Source organism: Acidovorax sp. Root275, assembly GCF_001428965.1.
Classification (GTDB): Bacteria; Pseudomonadota; Gammaproteobacteria; order Burkholderiales; family Burkholderiaceae_C; genus Acidovorax; species Acidovorax radicis.
Genome location: NZ_LMJH01000009.1, coordinates 353,815 through 370,333, shown reverse-complemented (window position 1 = coordinate 370,333; position 16,519 = coordinate 353,815). Strand labels below are relative to the sequence as shown.

Below are 16,519 nucleotides of genomic sequence, written 5' to 3'. Positions count from 1 at the left end.
CACTCACCCACCCCACGGAGACAGACATGAATTTGGTTCCCAGGAAATGGCTTCAGGTCGGCGCATGCGCCACAGCGCTGGTGATGGCCGCGCACGCCGGGGCGGCCGAGACGGTAAAGATCGGCTTCATCGATCTGCTGTCCGGCCCGTTCGCGCTCACCGGCCAAAGCTCGCTCAACCAGCTGCGCGAGGTGGTGGCGCAGGTCAATGCCAAGGCCGGGCCCAACGAGCCCAAGTTCGAGGTGATGGACTTCGACAACAAGGGCACGCCGCAAGAGAGCCTGAACGCGCTCAAGGCCGCTACCGACCGAGGTGTGCGCTACATCACCCAGGGAGGCGGATCAGGGGTGGCCCTGGCGCTGGTGGACGGGCTCAACAAGCTCGCCGAGCGCGACCCAGAGCGCGCGACGGTGTACCTGAACTACGCCGCCATGGACCCGCAGCTCACCAACGAGCGCTGTAGCTTTTGGCACTTCCGTTTCTATCCATCGAGCGAGATGAAAATGGAGGCGCTGACCACCTACCTGCAAGGCCGCAAGGACGTGAAGCGCGTGTACCTGCTCAACCAGGACTACACCCACGGCCGCCAGGTCTCCAAGGCCGCCAAGGAATACCTGGCGCGCAAGCGGCCTGACATCGAGGTTGTGGGCGATGACTTCATCCCCATCGCCCAGACGCGTGACTTCGCCTCGTACGTGGCCAAGATTGCCGCCACCAAGGCCGACACCGTCATCACCTCCAACTGGGGCAGCGACCTCACACTGCTGTTCAAGTCCTCGCGCGACTATGGCCTGAACATCAACTACTTCACGCTCAATGCCAACAACCCCGGCACGCCCGCGCAGATCGGGCCCTGGGGCGAAGGCAAGGTCGGGGTCATCTGGAACTGGGTGCATAACGCCCCCACCCCCGAGCTCGAAAAGATCTACGTGGACTACAAGAAGAAGACCGGTGAAGACTTTGTGTTTGCCGCCCACTGGAACAGCGTGCACATGCTGCGCGAAGCCATGCGCAAGGCCCAGTCCACCGACGCCAAGAAGGTGGCCCTGGCCCTGGAAGGCATGACCTACAAGAGCCCCATGGGCGAGGTGCGCATGCGCAAAACCGACCACCAGCTTGAAGCCCCGCTGTACCTTGGCATCTGGGCCAAGCAGGGCAGCAAGGGCGTGAAGTACGACGCCGAGAAAACCGGCTATGGCTTCCGCTCCGAAGTGGCCTGGGACAACTACATCAGCGCCCAGCCCACGTCCTGCCAGATGAAGCGGCCTTCCTGATCGCCCTGGCGTCCTGCTATCTCCGTGCCTGCACGCTACGCACTTTGCGTAGGTGCTGCAGGCGAAAACGCGTTTCGCAAGGCCAGGTTGCGGAGCCTTGCCGTCAGTGCGGTATCGGTCTGCAGTGACAAACGGCCGTCCATCGGCACAAGCCACTTTTGACTGCTGGCGCAAGCCGGTGACTCTTTGAGTGGCGTGGCTGGCATCGGCCCCGCTCCTTCTCGCTCGTGAGCGTGGCTTGCACACGGCACGCGCTCAGGGGCTCTGTGCGTGATCGCATCAACGCGCCAGCCCGGGCATGAAGCCCGCAGCCCCCGCTGACGGGCGCCCCGCACCTCCAAGACTCCTCCTGCGCCGCAAGCCCTGAATCGGCGTGTGCCGCCTGCGGCGCTTTCCTGCCCCTGGCTCCGCGCGGGTGGCGCAAGCCTCGCAGAGGCGAGCCCTTCCTCCGTGGGGCGCGCGGCAAGCCAGTGCCTCCTTCTTTCGCTTTCAGTGCCTCTCTTCAGATGATTTGGTTGTAAAGAAAACGATTTTTATTCGTTTGGTTTTGGCGGGCCACCGCATAGATTGGTGGCTATCCCCACCCAAAACCGCTTTCCCCCACGTTCCAGGAGACCCTGTCCATGTCCGCCGAAGCCCTTGAGATCACCTTGCCCGAAGCCCTGGAGGCTGCCCGCGCAGATGCCGCTGCCCAGGGGCTGAGCTACGCCGGTGGCGTGCGCCCGCCCGTGGCGTGGGAACTGGTGCGGTCAGGTCAGGCGGTGCTCGTGGACGTGCGTTCGGCCGAAGAGCGCAAGTTTGTGGGCCATGTGCCTGGCAGCCAGCATGTGGCCTGGGCGACGGGCACGGCGCTCACGCGCAACCCGCGTTTTGTGCGCGAGCTGGAGGCCCGACTGGCCAAGGACGGTGGCAAGGACGCCGTGGCGCTGCTGCTGTGCCGCAGCGGCAAGCGCTCGGTGCTGGCCGCTGAGGCGGCAGCGGCGGCAGGGTTTCACCATGTGTTCAACGTGCTCGAAGGGTTCGAGGGTGAGATCGACGCCCACCAGCACCGGGGCGGTGGCGATGGCTGGCGCTTTCACCAGCTGCCCTGGGTGCAGGACTGAACAGCGCGCTGACCTCCCGAACTTTGCATTTTGGATGGACCGGCCCGACCGGTGTGGAATCCCATGGCCCTTTTTGACATTGAACAGATCGCGCAATCCTTGAGCGCGGCCCGGCGTGAGTGGCGCGATGCGCACAACCGCGTGCAGGATGCGGGCGAACGCGAGTTCCCCTCGCGCGACGCACTGGCGCAGGTGGTGCACCAGCTCAAGGGTGCGCTCTTTCCCATGCGGCTGGGCCCTTACGACCTGCGCCAGGAGAGCGAGGACTTCTACGTGGCCCACACGCTGGACAGCGCCTTGCACACGTTGCACGTGCAGATGGGCCTGGAGCTGCGCTACAGCGCCCGCCGACAAGGCCTGGACGGAGCGGATGTGGACGCGCAGGCGCGCCAGTCGGCCCAGGCGTTTGCGCAGTCGCTGCCCGCCATCCGCCGCCTGCTCGACAGCGATGTGCTGGCGGCCTACCAGGGCGACCCGGCGGCGCGCAGCGTGGACGAGGTGCTGCTGTGCTACCCCGGCATCCTGGCCATGATCCACCACCGCCTGGCACATCGGCTGTACCAGCTGGGCTTGCCGTTGCTGGCGCGCATCGTGGCCGAGCTGGCGCACAGCGAAACCGGCATTGACATCCACCCAGGCGCACAGATTGGCGCGGGTTTTTTCATCGACCATGGCACGGGCGTGGTGATTGGAGAGACCGCCGTCATCGGCCAGCGCGTGCGGGTCTACCAGGCTGTCACGCTGGGCGCCAAGCGTTTTCCCACCGATGCCGAAGGTCACCTGCAAAAGGGTCTGCCACGCCACCCGGTGGTGGAAGACGACGTGGTCATCTATGCGGGCGCCACCATTCTGGGCCGCGTCACGCTGGGCAGGGGCGCCGTCATCGGTGGCAACGTCTGGCTCACGCACGACGTGCCGGCTGGGGGCAATGTCACCCAGGCCAGCTCGCTGGAGTCGGGTCGTTTTGCCTCCGTGCTGGCGGGGGCTGCGCTATGAGCACGTTGGTCCAAGGTTTCGGCATTGCCGTGCGCCAGTCGCGCGAGGCCCGGGGCTGGTCGCAGGAGCGCCTGGCCGAACACTCTGACCTCAACCGCTCCTATGTGGGCGAGATCGAGCGCGGCAGCGTGATTGCCTCGCTGGCCACCGTCGAGAAGCTGGCCGGTGCGCTGGGCGTGGCGGCTTCGGGCCTGGTGGTGCGGGGCGAGACCGTTCAGCAGGCCAATCTGGTGCGCGGCATCCAATTGGCGGCTATAGCCTGTTGAGCCCACAGCCCCGCCACGGGACACTCCGCGCGTTCCATTCTTCATCACTGTTTTTTTACCCCAGGGAGTTTCACTATGTCGGCAACAGTGGGCGGCACGACCGCACTCGGCGATAGCGCCGCACGGCAACTAGCCAATGCAACCAAGACCGTCCCCCAACTGGAGACCATCAGCCCCCGCTGGCTGACCCACCTGCTGCAGTGGACGCCGGTGGAAGCGGGCATCTACCGCCTCAACAAGGTCAAGAACCCCGAAGCCATCAAGGTGGCCTGCACCGCCAAGGAGTCGGAGAACCAGCTCCCGCGCACCTTCGTGGACTACGAAGAGAACCCGCGCGAGTATTTCCTCAACGCCGTGAGCACCGTGCTCGACGTGCACACCCGCGTGTCGGACCTGTACAGCAGCCCGCACGACCAGATCAAGGAGCAGCTGCGCCTCACGATCGAGACGATCAAGGAAAACCAGGAAAGCGAGCTCATCAACAACCCCGACTACGGCCTGCTGGCGCAGGTGACGGACGAGCAGCGCATCTTCCCGCTCACCGGTGCCCCCACGCCGGACGACCTGGACGAACTGCTGACCAAGGTCTGGAAGGAGCCAGCGTTCTTCCTGGCGCACCCGCTGGCCATTGCAGCGTTCGGGCGCGAAGCCACCCGCCGTGGCACGCCACCGCCCACCGTGAGCCTGTTTGGCTCGCAGTTCATCACTTGGCGCGGCATTCCGCTGATCCCTTCGGACAAGGTGCCCGTGGCCGATGGCAAGAGCAAGATCCTGTTGCTGCGCGTGGGCGACAAGCGCCAAGGCGTGGTGGGCCTGTTCCAGCCGGGCCTGCCGGGCGAGCAGGGGCCGGGCCTGTCGGTGCGTTTCATGGGCATCAACAACCATGCGATTGCGTCGTACCTGATCTCGTTGTACTGCTCGCTGGCGGTATTGACCAGCGACGCGCTGGCGGTGCTGGATGACGTCGAGGTCAACAAGTACCACGACTACCCCGACACCTACAAGTAATCTGCGGTGAGCAACATTCCCTCCACCTCTGTGGGCGTGCCCGACGCGCCCGAGGCGCCGATCAGCCCGGCGCTGCTGGCACAGATGGCCACGGCGTTCTTCTCGGCCCGGCCGGGCGAGACGCCCCAGCTGCCCACCGGCAACCCTTCCGGCCCGGCAAGTCCGCTGGCCGGGCTGGGGTTGCCATCGACACCACCGGCCACGGTCCCGAGCTTTGCCCAGGCATCGCCCGGCCCGGCCGGTGTGCAGGTGCCCGTCAACATTGCGCCTGCGGGCTCGCCGCTGGCCAGCCCTGCGGGCTTGGGGCCCAGCGTGCCAGGTACGCCGTTTCCGCAAGGACAAGTGCCGGGTGCCAACCTGGTGCCGGCCTCGCCCACGCCTGTACTGTCGTTGGCGCACAGGGCGCCTGCCCTGCTGCCCCACGCCACCGCCGCCAATGGCGTGCCCGACACCGTGGTCACTGCCGTGCCGGGCTATGAGCCCCGCTTTGGCAGTGGTTTGCTGGGTGTGCCCGAGGCGGCGGGTGCCAGCGGCGCATCTGCTGGCAGCCACCCTGCGGCCAGCGCATTACCGTTCTACTTCCTGTCGCCCACCCATGGACAGCCATCGCCCGGTGGCCACAGCGGCACACCAGGCAATGCGCTGGGCCCCACCCGCGTCAGCGACGAACTGGCCCGCCAGCCGTTTGCCAACCTGCAAGGGGTGGACCTGCGCGGCACACCAGCGCCCTCGTCCGCACCTTTGGCGCAGACGTCTCCTGGCACTGCACCGCAGTTCTACTTTGCCGATGCGGTGGTGCTGCCCAGCGGCTATGTCACCCCGGCCAAGCCCGCGCCGCACGCCACGGTGCCCCTGGCGGGGCAGGGGCAGCATCCGCCGTTTGACGTGCATGCCATCCGCCGCGACTTTCCCGTGCTCTCCGAGCGCGTGAATGGCCGGCAGCTGGTGTGGTTCGACAACGCGGCCACCACGCACAAGCCCCGGGCGGTCATCGACCGCATCAGCTACTTTTACGAGCACGAAAACTCGAACATCCACCGCGCCGCCCATGAGCTGGCTGCACGTGCCACGGACGCCTACGAAGGCGCCCGCCAGCGCGTGAAGAACTTCATCAACGCGCCCGATGTGAACGAGGTGATTTTTGTGCGCGGCACCACCGAGGCCATCAACCTCGTGGCCAAGAGCTGGGGCGCGCAACACATTGGCGAGGGCGACGAGATCATCGTCAGCCACCTGGAGCACCACGCCAACATCGTGCCCTGGCAGCAGCTTGCGGCGGCCAAGGGCGCCAGGCTGCGCGTGATCCCGGTGGACGACTCGGGCCAGGTGCTGCTGGATGAATACCAGAAGCTCTTGAACGACCGCACCAAGATCGTGTCCGTCACGCAAGTGTCGAACGCGCTCGGTACGGTGGTGCCCGTGAAGGAGATCGTGGCCCTGGCGCACCGCGCAGGGGCCAAGGTGCTGGTCGATGGCGCGCAGTCCATCTCGCACATGCGGGTGGACGTGCAGGACATCGGTGCCGACTTCTTCGTGTTCTCCGGCCACAAGGTGTTCGGGCCCACCGGCATTGGCGTGGTCTGGGGCAAGCGCGAGGTGCTGGAAGACATGCCACCCTGGCAGGGCGGCGGCAACATGATTGCCGACGTGACCTTCGAGAAGACGGTGTTCCAGCCCATCCCCAACAAGTTTGAGGCCGGCACCGGCAACATCGCCGACGCCGTGGGCCTGGGGGCCGCCATCGACTACGTGAACCGCGTGGGCATCGAGAACATTGCGCAGTACGAGCATGACCTGCTGGTGTATGGCATGCAGCAGCTGGGCGCCATTCCGGGTGTGCGCCTGGTCGGCACGGCGGCGCACAAGGCCAGCGTGATGTCCTTCGTTCTCGCGGGCTACACCACGGAAGAGGTCGGCAAGGCGCTCAACCAGGAGGGCATTGCGGTGCGCACGGGCCACCACTGCGCGCAGCCTATCCTGCGCCGCTTTGGCGTGGAGACCACGGTGCGGCCGTCGCTGGCGTTCTACAACACGTTTGACGAAATCGACTGCCTCACGACCGTGGTGCGCAGGCTGGCGGCGCAACGGCGATAGCCAGCGCACACCGGCTGCACTGTCAGCCGGTTGGCGATCAAAAAAGGGGAAGTGGGTGTTGTGCCCACTTCCCCTTTTTTATGGGGCGGCAGTGTGTGGATCAGCCGCTATCAGGCCACCGCCAACTCAATGGCTGCTCCGTGGGTCTGATCCAGTCCCCATGCCGGGGCAGTCTGTGCTGCAGGCAAGCTGGCGCCCAGGACCACGGCAAACGGCCCGGGGCCACGCGTGGCAAGCTGCTGCGCTCCGGCGGCGTGCGGCGCAGCACTTTGGGTTGGCTGCGTCAGCACCAGCGTGGTGGTTCCCAGGGCTATGGTGGCCACCCGTGCGCCGGCTCCAGGCAACACCAACGGCGTGCCAATGTGTGCCGCCTGTGTCTCGCCCAGCAAGGCGCGGTAGTGGGCCAGGCTGGCATCAAGGTCTTCCACCGCAATCGACAGGCTGAGCACGCCGCGTGCGCCGTTGGGGTGCACGCGGGCGTCACCCTCGGGCACACGCAGCGCGCGAGGCGTGAGGTCTCCGCACAGAAACGGCAGATCGGCCGACGGCGGGCGGGCTGTTTGCCATTGCAGGCGCTCGCCATCGGGCCGCAGGCGGCCTCCGTCGTGCGGCCCGCTGTAGGCCAGGCCCCGGGCCTGTGCGTTGCTCACGGTGGCCGCAGTCCCAGGCGGCAGCAGCGCAAAGTCCACGATGCCGTCCCCATGCTGGTTCAGCAGTTCCCACCAGCGGTCGCCGGGCGAAGGGGAACGCCAGGCGATGAGTTCAAAGTAGGCGCCATCGGCCAACACGACCAGCGCGTTATAGGTGGGCCGGCCCGGGTGCTCGCCACCCTGCAGCACGTTAAAGCCAAGGGCGCGGTAGTCGGTGATGGTCTGCTCCAGATCCTTCACCGCGATCACGATGTGGTCGAGTGTCAATGCCATGGGGTTCCTTGTTGCTTTCGTCGAGTTCAGGCCGCCACGGCCTCTGTGGTGGCGCGTAGGGGTGCGGAGGCAACGGAGTTCACCAGCTTCACTTCGGCGTGGATGTGCTGCGGGTTGCGCAGCAGGTTGAGGATGGGGCAGGTCTGCTCGACCGCCTGAAAAAGCGCGTCGATGTCGGCCCGGCTGGCGGGTGAGTCGATGTGCACCGTGTAGGCAATGTGGTGCGGCCAGATGGGCGTGGCCTCGTGCCCAGGCTTGCCGCCGCGCGGGTCGATCACACCGCTGACCTCCACCTCCAGGCTCGTCAAAGGCACCTGGCGCAAGGCCGCCTGGATCAGGAAGATGTGTGTCACGCAGCTGCCCAGAACACCCAGCTGCAACTCGGGCGAACTCGGGCCCAGGTTGTAGCCCGCGAAGTCGGGCGGGCTGTCGCTGATGACCTGGTGGTCGCGGATGCGGATGCGGCGCACGCCGCTGCGGCCCTCGGCGCTCACGCGCGCCTGCAGGGCGGCCGGTTGTGCAGTGCCTGCGTCGATGGCGGCATTGCGCGCGAGCACGGCGGCACGCTTTTCAGCCAGGTAGTCGTTGAGGTGGCTATTCGAATGGGGCATGGATGTTCTTTCCAACGCCTTCCGCGCTCGGACATCGGGCGTGGGTAAAGCGGCGTCGCACATGCATTGTTCGGGGCCACACCCGCGCTGGAAACAAACAAAACTGCGCTCGCATATGCGGGTTTCAGATATGCCGGGCGGGGCTGTGTGCTGCGGCCTGCTTCGTCGTTTTCCGAATATGCATGCTACGTAATAGGTGCACGTTTGGATGGTGCGTCGATAGCATGCATACACATGAATCGGCCCACTGTGGGGCCGGTGTTTCATGGTCTGTCAATGCCGGTCCGGCGACGAGGTACGAACGTGTTTTCTCTGAAGAAATCAATGGGATGGAGGGTGTGGGGTGCGTCTGCGCTGGCGCTGGGCGTGCTGGTGGCGGGCTGCTCCAAGCAGGCCAGCGAGCCAGCCGCCTCCACCGGTGCCGCCACCGACCAACCCGTGCAGGGCGGCACGCTGGTGTATCTGGAGCAGCAGGCCCACACCAACCTGTACCCGCCTGCAGGGGGCTTCTATCCGAACGGCGGCATCCTCAACCAGATCACCGACAAGCTCACCTACCAAGACCCCAAGACCCTGGAGATCCAGCCCTGGATCGCCGAGTCGTGGGAGGTGAACCCTACCGCCACCGAGTACACCTTCAAGCTGAAGAAAGGCGTGACCTTCTCGGACGGCACCCCGCTCGATGCCGCCGCCGTGGCCAGGAACTACGACACCTACGGTCTGGGCAACAAGGAACTCAAGCTGCCCGTGTCCGAAGTCATCAACAACTACGAACGCAGTGAGGTGGTGGACCCGCTCACCGTCAAGTTCTACTTCAAGAAGCCATCGCCCGGCTTCCTGCAGGGCACGTCCGTCATCGGCTCGGGCCTGGTGTCGCTGGCTACCCTGGCACGGCCGTTTGAAGAGCTGGGCGATGCGACCAAGATCATCGGCTCCGGGCCCTTCGTGGTGACGGCCGAGACGCTGGGCAAGGAGCTCACGCTCACCGCCCGCAAGGACTACACATGGGGCCCCGCCAAGCACGCCCACCAGGGCCGTGCGCGCCTCGACGAGATCAAGCTCATCGTCACGCCCGAGGACAGCGTGCGCATCGGTGCGCTGCTGTCGGGCCAGGCGGGCTTCATCCGCCAGGTGCAGGCCTATGACGAAAAGCGCGTGCTCGACCAGAAGTTCGCCATCTACGCGCCCTCCACGCGCGGCGTGAACAACAGCGTGGTCTTTCGCCCCGACAACGCGCTGGTGGCCGATGTGAAGGTGCGCCAGGCGCTGCTGCATGCCACCAACACCAAGGAGATCGTGCAGACCCTGTTCTCGGCCAACTACCCGCAGGCCACATCGGTCATCGCGTCCACGGCCCTGGGCTATGTGAACCTGTCGGCCAAGCTGGGTTACGACGAGGCCAAGGCCAAACAATTGCTGGATGACGCCGGCTGGAAACTCAATGCCAACGGCCTGCGCGAGAAGGACGGCAAGGAGCTGGTGCTGGCCGCGTACGAGTCGCTGCCGCAGCCACAGAACAAGGAAACCCTGCAGCTCGTGGCCCAGCAGTGGGCCAAGGTGGGCGTCAAGCTCAATGTGCTGGCGGGCGACTCTGGCAGCCGCACCGTGGACAGCCTCGATCCCGAAAAGACCCCTGTCGCCCCCGGCATGGTGGGCCGCGCCGACCCCGACGTGATCAAGAGCAACTACTACCCCACCAACCGCAACGTGCTGCTGCAAAAGGGTGGGGTGAGCAGCAAGGTCAAGTCGTTCGAAGACACGAAGCTCAACGGTTTGCTCGAAGCCATTGCCGCCGAGACCGATCCGGCCAAGCGCCTGGCGCTCACGGCCGATGTGCAGAACTACCTGATCGAACAGGCCTATGTGATCCCGGTGTTCGAAGAGCCGCAGGCCTTTGCGGGTGCGCCTTCGGTGAAGGGTGTGGAGTTTGAGGCCGTGGGCCGCCCCAGCTTCTACGGCACGTGGATTGCGGCAAAGCACTGATCTTTGGAGGGCACCCGCCTGTCAGGCCTGATGCCCTCGGCCGTGGAAGGAAAGTTCGACATGTTCAAGTACCTTGCCAACCGCACGGGCCAGGCCCTGCTGGTGCTGTGGGCCGCCTTCACGGCATCGTTCGTGCTGCTGCAGCTGCTGCCGGGCGATGCGATCCTGATCAAGTTCCTGAACCCTGAGTTTGGCCTGGGCCCGCAGGAGATCGCGGACATCCGTGCGGCCTACGGCGCGGACACGTCGGTGTGGCAGCAGTATCTGCACACGCTGCTGGGCTTCCTCAGCGGCAACTTCGGGTACTCGGTGCAGGCGGGTGTGCCGGTGAGCCAGGGCTTGGCCACCAACCTGCCTCCCACGCTGCGCCTGGCGGGGCTGGGTTTTGCGGCGGCGCTGCTGCTGGCGGTGGTGCTGGCGTTTGCCTCGCAGCTCACGCGCTGGGGCTGGCTGCGCTCGGCGTTGCAGTCGCTGCCCTCGCTGTTCATCTCGGTGCCGGTGTTCTGGCTGGGGATCATGCTGATCCAGGTGGTGTCGTTCCGCCTGGGGTGGATTCCGGTGATCAACCCCGGCAAGTGGCAGGGCCTGGTGCTGCCCACGCTCACGCTCGCCATCCCCATCGCCGCGCCGCTGGCGCAGATCCTGACCCGCAACATCGACGAGGTGCTCACGCAGCCCTTCGTGGCCGTGGCGCGCGCCAAGGGTGCCACGCGCCAGTGGGTGCTGTGGAAACACGTGGCGCGCAACGCGGTGCTGCCCACGCTGACGATTGCGGGCGTGCTGTTTGGCGAGCTACTGGCGGGGGCCGTGGTGACCGAAGCGGTATTCGGCCTCAACGGCCTGGGCAGCCTCACGCAGCAGGCGGTGGGAAACCAGGACACCGCCGTGCTGCAGGCGGTGGTGGTGGTCTCGGCCACGGCCTTCGTGTTCATCAACCTGGTGGTGGACCTGCTCTACCCCGTGTTCGACCCCCGCCTGCGTTCGCGCCTGGGCACCTGAGGAGATACCGTATGACCACCACGTCTTCGACCGCCCACCTGGGCGCTTTCACGGGCGCCGCACAGCCTGCCCCGCATCGCTTCGAGCGCGCTGTGGCGGCGCCTGCTGCTGTAGTGGTGCCCACGGTGCCCATCCCTGCCGCCCCGCCGCCGCGCGCGCACAGCGGCACATGGGGCCGCCGCTTGGTGCAGCGCGCGCGCAGCGCACCCATCAGCCTGTGGCTGGCCTGGGGCGTTCTTGCGTTGGTGGCGCTGTGGGCCGTCGCGCCCGGTGTCTTCACCAGCTACAGCGCCACGGTGGGCGTGGCCGGCCAGCAACTACAGGCGCCGTCGGCTGCGCACTGGCTGGGCACGGATGCGCTGGGGCGCGACGGCTATGCGCGGCTGGTGTTCGGTGCGGTGCATTCGCTGTCGGGCGCGTTCCTGGCGGTGGCCGTGGGGCTGGTGCTGGGCACGCTGCTCGGCGTGCTGGCCGGCTCCATTGGCGGGTGGGTGGAGGACGTGATCATGCGCACCGTCGACGTGCTGCTGTCGGTGCCCTCGCTGCTGCTGTCGCTGTCCATCATCATCATCCTGGGCTTTGGCACGCTGAATGCCGCGGTGGCCGTGGGCGTGGCGTCGGTGGCCAGCTTTGCGCGGCTTACACGGTCCGAGGTGGTGCGCGTGCGCTGTTCCGACTATGTGGAGGCGGCCTTTGGCAGCGGCGGGCGCTTTGGTGCCGTGCTGTGGCGCCACGTGCTGCCCAACTCGCTCACCTCGGTGATCGCCATGGCGGCGCTGCAGTTCGGCTCGGCCATCCTGTCGATCTCGACGCTGGGGTTTTTGGGCTACGGCGCACCGCCGCCCACACCCGAGTGGGGCCTGCTCATCGCAGAAGGGCGCAACTACATCTCGACGGCGTGGTGGCTCACCACCGTGCCGGGGCTGGTGGTGGTGGCCGTGGTGCTGGCGGCCAACCGCATCAGCGTGGCGTTGACGAAGGGGCGCGCATGACCGCCATCGCCCAGGCCGTTGCGCCGCCGCCTGTGCTGGAGGTGGAGAACCTCTCCATCACCTACCGCGACAAGGACCACGAGCAGCGCGTCGTGCACGGCGTGTCGTTCGCGATCGCGCCTGGCGAGGTCGTGGCGCTGGTGGGCGAGTCCGGCTCGGGCAAGACCACCACCGCGCAGGCCCTGATCGGGCTGCTGGCCGACAACGGCCGGGTGCAGCAGGGCGCAATCCGCCTGAACGGCACGGACATTGCCGGCTGGTCCGTAGACCGCTTCGACTCCGTGCGCGGCCGCGTGGTGAGCCTGATCCCGCAGGACCCGACCAGCTCGCTCAACCCCGTGCGCACGGTGGGCGAGCAGGTGGGCGAGATTTTGAAGATCCACCGCTACGGCGATCGCCAGGCCATCGCGCGGCGCGTGGTTGACCTGCTGGCCAAGGTGGGCCTGTCTCAGCCCGAGCTGCGTGCGCGGCAGTACCCGCACGAGCTGTCGGGCGGCATGAAGCAGCGCGTGCTGATCGCCATTGCCATTGCGTTGCAGCCCGCGCTCATCATTGCCGACGAGCCCACCAGCGCGCTCGACGTGACGGTGCAGCGGCGCATCCTCGACCTCATCGACGAACTGCGCAGCGAGTTCGGCACCGCCGTGCTACTGGTCACGCACGACCTGGGCGTGGCGGCCGACCGCGCCAACCGGCTGGTGGTGCTGCAGGGCGGGCGCATCCAGGAGCAGGGCGACACGGCCAGCGTGCTGCGCAACCCGCACAGCGCCTACACGCGCAAGCTGCTGGCCGATGCGCCTTCGCTTTCGCAGGGGGCGTTTCGCCCGGCCCGTGCCGCCGCCGCCAACGATGCGCCCGAGCGGCCCGAGGACTTCGCCATCGTGGTGGATGGCCTGGTGCACGACTTCGACGTGGCCGGTCGCAAGGAGCCGTTCCGCGCGGTGGACGGCGTGTCGTTCCGCGTGCGGCGCGGCACCACGCACGCCATCGTGGGCGAGTCGGGCTCGGGCAAGACCACCACCATCCGCGACGTGGTGGGCTTTCGCCAGCCCACGGCGGGCCGCATCGTCATCGAGGGCACGGACCTCACCACCCTGCGCGGAGAGGCGCTGCGGCAGTTCCGCCGCACGGTGCAACTGGTCTACCAGAACCCGTTCAGCTCGCTGGACCCGCGCCAGACCATCTTCCAGATCATCGAGGAGCCCCTGCTCAATTTCGACCCGCTGCCCGCCGCCGAGCGCGCGCAGCGCGTGCACGACATCCTGGCCCGCGTGGGCCTGCCGCCCGCTGTGCTGGAGCGCCGCCCGCGCGCCCTGTCGGGCGGCCAGCGCCAGCGCGTGGCCATTGCGCGCGCCCTGGTGCTGCAGCCGCGCGTGCTGGTGCTTGACGAGGCCGTCTCGGCCCTGGACGTGACCGTGCAGGCGCAGATCCTGGCGCTGCTGGAGACCCTGCAGCGCGACCTGGGCCTGACCTACCTCTTCATCTCGCACGACCTCGCCGTGGTGCGCCAGATCGCAGACACCGTCTCGGTACTGCAGGCCGGCCGCCAGGTGGACGCGGGCCGCGTGGAAGACGTGTTCCTGCGCCCCGGCAGCGACTACACGCGTGAACTCATTGCAGCCATCCCCGGAAAGAAGAACCATCACCATGACCCTATCGACCCCTTCTCCCACCAAGCGCCTGGGCTTTTTCAGCAGGCTGCTTGACGAAGTGCCAGCCGGTGAACGCTACCGGCTGGTGACCGAGCAGATCGCCCATGCGGAGGCCTTCGGCTTCGACTCCGCGTGGGTGGCGCAGCACCACTTCCACGAACACGAAGGCGGCCTGCCCTCGCCCTTCGTCTTCCTGGCCCATGTGGCGGCGCGCACGCGGCGCATCCGCCTGGGCACCGGCATCGTGACCCTGCCCATGGAAAACGCAGTGCGCGTGGCCGAGGACGCCATCGTGCTCGACCTGCTTTCGGGCGGGCGCCTGGAGCTGGGCGTGGGCACGGGCGGCACGCCCGAGTCGTTCGCGGCCTTCGGCATCACCAGCGATGACCGCAGCGCCGTGTATGCGCGCCACCTGACCCTGGTGCGTGAGGCCTGGGCTGGCCGGCCCCTGCCCGGTGGCGACCGGCTGTACCCGACGGCCGAGCAGCTGCTGGGCCGCATCTGGCAGGCCACGTTCTCGGTGGCGGGCGGCGAGCGCGCGGGGCAGGCGGGCGACGGGCTGATGCTGTCGCGCACCCAGCCGCGCACGGCCGAGGCGCCGGGCGCAGCGCTGCACGACCTGCAGCACCCCATCATCGACGCCTACCTGGCCGCGCTGCCGGGCGGCGCCACGCCGCGCATCGTCGGCTCGCGCAGCCTGTTCGTGGCCGACGACCGCAAGGAGGCGCTACGCATGGCCGATGTGGGCCTGCGCCGCGCCGCCGCGCGTTTTGCCGCAGCCGCGCTGCAGCCGGGGCAGGCACCGCGCCCCGGGCCCGATGCACCGCTGGAGACATTGATCGCCGCGTACGACGTGCACGTGGGCACGCCCGACGATGTGATCGCCTCGCTGCAGGCCGACACGGCGCTGGCACGCGCCACCGACATCGTGTTCCAGGTGCATTCGGTGGACCCGCCGCACGCGCACATCCTGCGCTCTATCGAACTCACGGCCACGCGCGTGGCGCCGGCGCTGGGCTGGGTGCGCAAACAGCCCGGCAACGCCACTGCCGCATCCGTGGCCCTTCCTTCTTCCGCAACCCGTACCGAGGCCCTTGCATGAGCACCCCTGCCCCCATCCCCTCCCCCGGCGCAACGCTGCCCGACGTCATCGACCTGCTCGCAGGCATCGAGCCTGGCGACCACCTGGACACCATCCGCCGCCACCGGATCGAGGCGCGTACGCACGCGCAAGCGAGCTACCGTGCGTTGTTCGCGCCCACCGCGCCGGCGCCGGGCACCGTCACGCTGGCCGAGCGCCTGGCGGTCGCGGCTTTCGTCGCAGGCCTGCACCAGCAGCCGGACGCAGCGGCGTTCTATGCCGCCGCGCTGGTCGCGCAGGACGCGGGTGCGGGGCTGGCCCAGGCGATTGCAGCCGAGGTCAGCCGGGGCGCAGCGCAGGGCCCGTACGGCCACTACCCCGCCGGCCCGCTGAGCCGCGAAAACACCGACGGCCCCGCTTACGCCGTGGGCGAGTCGCAGCGCACCGTGCTGGGCGCGCGGCTGTCGGCGGGCTTGGCGCATGCGCACCTGCTCACCTTCCACCCGCGCGATGCCAGCCCCGAGGCCTTGCAGGCGCTGCTGGACGCAGGCTGGTCGGCCACCGACATCGTGATCCTGTCGCAGCTGGTGGCGTTCCTGTCGTTCCAGATCCGCGTGGTGGTGGGCCTGCGCCTGCTCGCAGCGCATCCGGCACCTGCCGCGTCGTCGTCCACCCCCCACACCGCAGAGGCCCAGCCATGAGCGATACCGCCGTCATCACCCACCCCGGCAACCATGAGCCCTCGGCCTTCACGCAGGCGCAGCTCGAATGGCTGCCCTGGCTGCCCCCGCTGGCCGAGGACGAGTTGACCGAGCGCCACTATGCCGGCCTGGTGGACGCGGCACGTGCCAAGTCGCCCTACTTTCGCCTGCTGGCGCGCGACCCGGACACGCTGGGCGCGCGCACCCGCACCGACAAGGACATCTTCTACAACCCCGACGCAGGGCTGCCCCGGGCGGAGCGCGAGCTGTCGGCCACGGCCACGTCGCGCGCCAACGGCTGCATCTACTGCGCGTCGGTGCACGCGCGTTTTGCCTCGCACTTCTCGCACCGCGAGGCCGATGTGCAGCGTCTGCTGGACGAGGGTGTCGGGGCGGATCTGGACCCGCGCTGGAACGCCATCGTCGGGGCGTCGGTGGCGCTCACCACCACACCCGCGGCGCTGGACGGCACGCACATCGACAACCTGCGCGCTGCAGGGCTCGACGACTTTGCGATCTCCGACGCACTGCACGGCGCGGCGTTCTTCAACTGGGCGAACCGTCTGATGCTGTCGCTGGGGGAGCCGCAGTTGCAGGTGGGCGGCTAGGCGGACTCATTGCGCAGGGCACTGTCTGCAATGAAGTCCTGGCGGTCGGATGCCAAGGTGCTTGCTGGGCCGGCCCAGCAAGCCCTCGGAACCTTGTCGTCCATTCTCGGAGGGCATAGAGGTTTGTCCTTGTCACCAGCTCCAATGGCATGGAGATTGCAATAGTCACAGCTGTTGCCCTGATTTGCGCCCTGCCGCCTTTCCCGATCCGCGGCGCGCACGGACTTC

At 67.6% G+C, this 16,519-nt stretch carries 15 protein-coding genes; 13 read left to right on the top strand and 2 right to left on the bottom strand.

Annotated elements, in window-relative coordinates:
* Positions 1-26 precede the first annotated feature (26 nt).
* The 6 genes from ASE52_RS16720 (at position 27) to ASE52_RS16695 (ending at position 6,741) form a co-directional block, all read left to right on the top strand.
* Positions 27-1,274 (top strand): branched-chain amino acid ABC transporter substrate-binding protein, encoded by a 1,248-nt coding sequence (locus ASE52_RS16720; protein ID WP_057227699.1) that lies wholly within the window; start codon positions 27-29, stop codon positions 1,272-1,274.
* 623 nt (positions 1,275-1,897) lie between these two features.
* Entirely contained in the window at positions 1,898-2,377 is a 480-nt protein-coding gene (locus ASE52_RS16715) for a rhodanese-like domain-containing protein (RefSeq protein ID WP_057227697.1), read from the top strand.
* A gap of 63 nt (positions 2,378-2,440) precedes the next feature.
* Positions 2,441-3,373, top strand: a complete 933-nt coding sequence (gene epsC, locus ASE52_RS16710) for a serine O-acetyltransferase EpsC (protein WP_057227696.1) — start codon at positions 2,441-2,443, stop codon at positions 3,371-3,373.
* Complete coding sequence (locus tag ASE52_RS16705) at positions 3,370-3,639, top strand: helix-turn-helix transcriptional regulator (protein WP_057227694.1); 270 nt, start codon at positions 3,370-3,372, stop codon at positions 3,637-3,639. Before epsC ends, ASE52_RS16705 begins: the two co-directional genes overlap by 4 nt.
* A gap of 75 nt (positions 3,640-3,714) precedes the next feature.
* The gene (locus ASE52_RS16700) at positions 3,715-4,647 is read left to right on the top strand and encodes a family 2A encapsulin nanocompartment shell protein (protein WP_057227692.1); all 933 of its coding nucleotides are present in this window, start codon (positions 3,715-3,717) and stop codon (positions 4,645-4,647) included.
* A gap of 6 nt (positions 4,648-4,653) precedes the next feature.
* Positions 4,654-6,741: a family 2A encapsulin nanocompartment cargo protein cysteine desulfurase gene (locus tag ASE52_RS16695; RefSeq protein ID WP_198928117.1), complete on the top strand. Its 2,088-nt coding sequence runs from the start codon at positions 4,654-4,656 to the stop codon at positions 6,739-6,741.
* A 110-nt stretch (positions 6,742-6,851) separates the two neighbouring features.
* On the opposite strand, the gene ASE52_RS16690 is transcribed toward ASE52_RS16695, so the two are convergent.
* A complete protein-coding gene (locus ASE52_RS16690) occupies positions 6,852-7,664 on the bottom strand; it encodes a VOC family protein (RefSeq protein ID WP_057227690.1) in 813 nt (270 codons plus the stop codon).
* Between the two features lie 26 nt (positions 7,665-7,690).
* Entirely contained in the window at positions 7,691-8,275 is a 585-nt protein-coding gene (locus ASE52_RS16685) for an OsmC family protein (protein WP_010464813.1), read from the bottom strand.
* Between the two features lie 324 nt (positions 8,276-8,599).
* On the opposite strand from ASE52_RS16685, the gene ASE52_RS16680 reads away from it, so the two are divergent.
* The 7 genes from ASE52_RS16680 to ASE52_RS16650 are packed head-to-tail and all read left to right on the top strand — an operon-like array spanning position 8,600 to position 16,291.
* Positions 8,600-10,258 (top strand): TIGR04028 family ABC transporter substrate-binding protein, encoded by a 1,659-nt coding sequence (locus tag ASE52_RS16680; protein ID WP_035197516.1) that lies wholly within the window; start codon positions 8,600-8,602, stop codon positions 10,256-10,258.
* A 60-nt stretch (positions 10,259-10,318) separates the two neighbouring features.
* The gene (locus tag ASE52_RS16675) at positions 10,319-11,257 is read left to right on the top strand and encodes an ABC transporter permease (RefSeq protein ID WP_029414179.1); all 939 of its coding nucleotides are present in this window, start codon (positions 10,319-10,321) and stop codon (positions 11,255-11,257) included.
* An 11-nt stretch (positions 11,258-11,268) separates the two neighbouring features.
* Complete coding sequence (locus ASE52_RS16670; protein WP_010464806.1) at positions 11,269-12,249, top strand: ABC transporter permease; 981 nt, start codon at positions 11,269-11,271, stop codon at positions 12,247-12,249.
* Positions 12,246-13,955: an ABC transporter ATP-binding protein gene (locus ASE52_RS16665; protein ID WP_057227688.1), complete on the top strand. Its 1,710-nt coding sequence runs from the start codon at positions 12,246-12,248 to the stop codon at positions 13,953-13,955. The genes ASE52_RS16670 and ASE52_RS16665 overlap by 4 nt, the downstream gene beginning before the upstream one ends.
* Positions 13,897-15,003, top strand: a complete 1,107-nt coding sequence (locus ASE52_RS16660) for a putative FMN-dependent luciferase-like monooxygenase (protein WP_057227686.1) — start codon at positions 13,897-13,899, stop codon at positions 15,001-15,003. The genes ASE52_RS16665 and ASE52_RS16660 overlap by 59 nt, the downstream gene beginning before the upstream one ends.
* Complete coding sequence (locus ASE52_RS16655) at positions 15,000-15,683, top strand: CMD domain protein (protein ID WP_057227684.1); 684 nt, start codon at positions 15,000-15,002, stop codon at positions 15,681-15,683. Before ASE52_RS16660 ends, ASE52_RS16655 begins: the two co-directional genes overlap by 4 nt.
* On the top strand, positions 15,680-16,291 hold the full coding sequence (locus tag ASE52_RS16650; protein ID WP_057227682.1) for an alkylhydroperoxidase domain protein: 612 nt from the start codon (positions 15,680-15,682) through the stop codon (positions 16,289-16,291). The genes ASE52_RS16655 and ASE52_RS16650 overlap by 4 nt, the downstream gene beginning before the upstream one ends.
* Positions 16,292-16,519 lie beyond the last annotated feature (228 nt).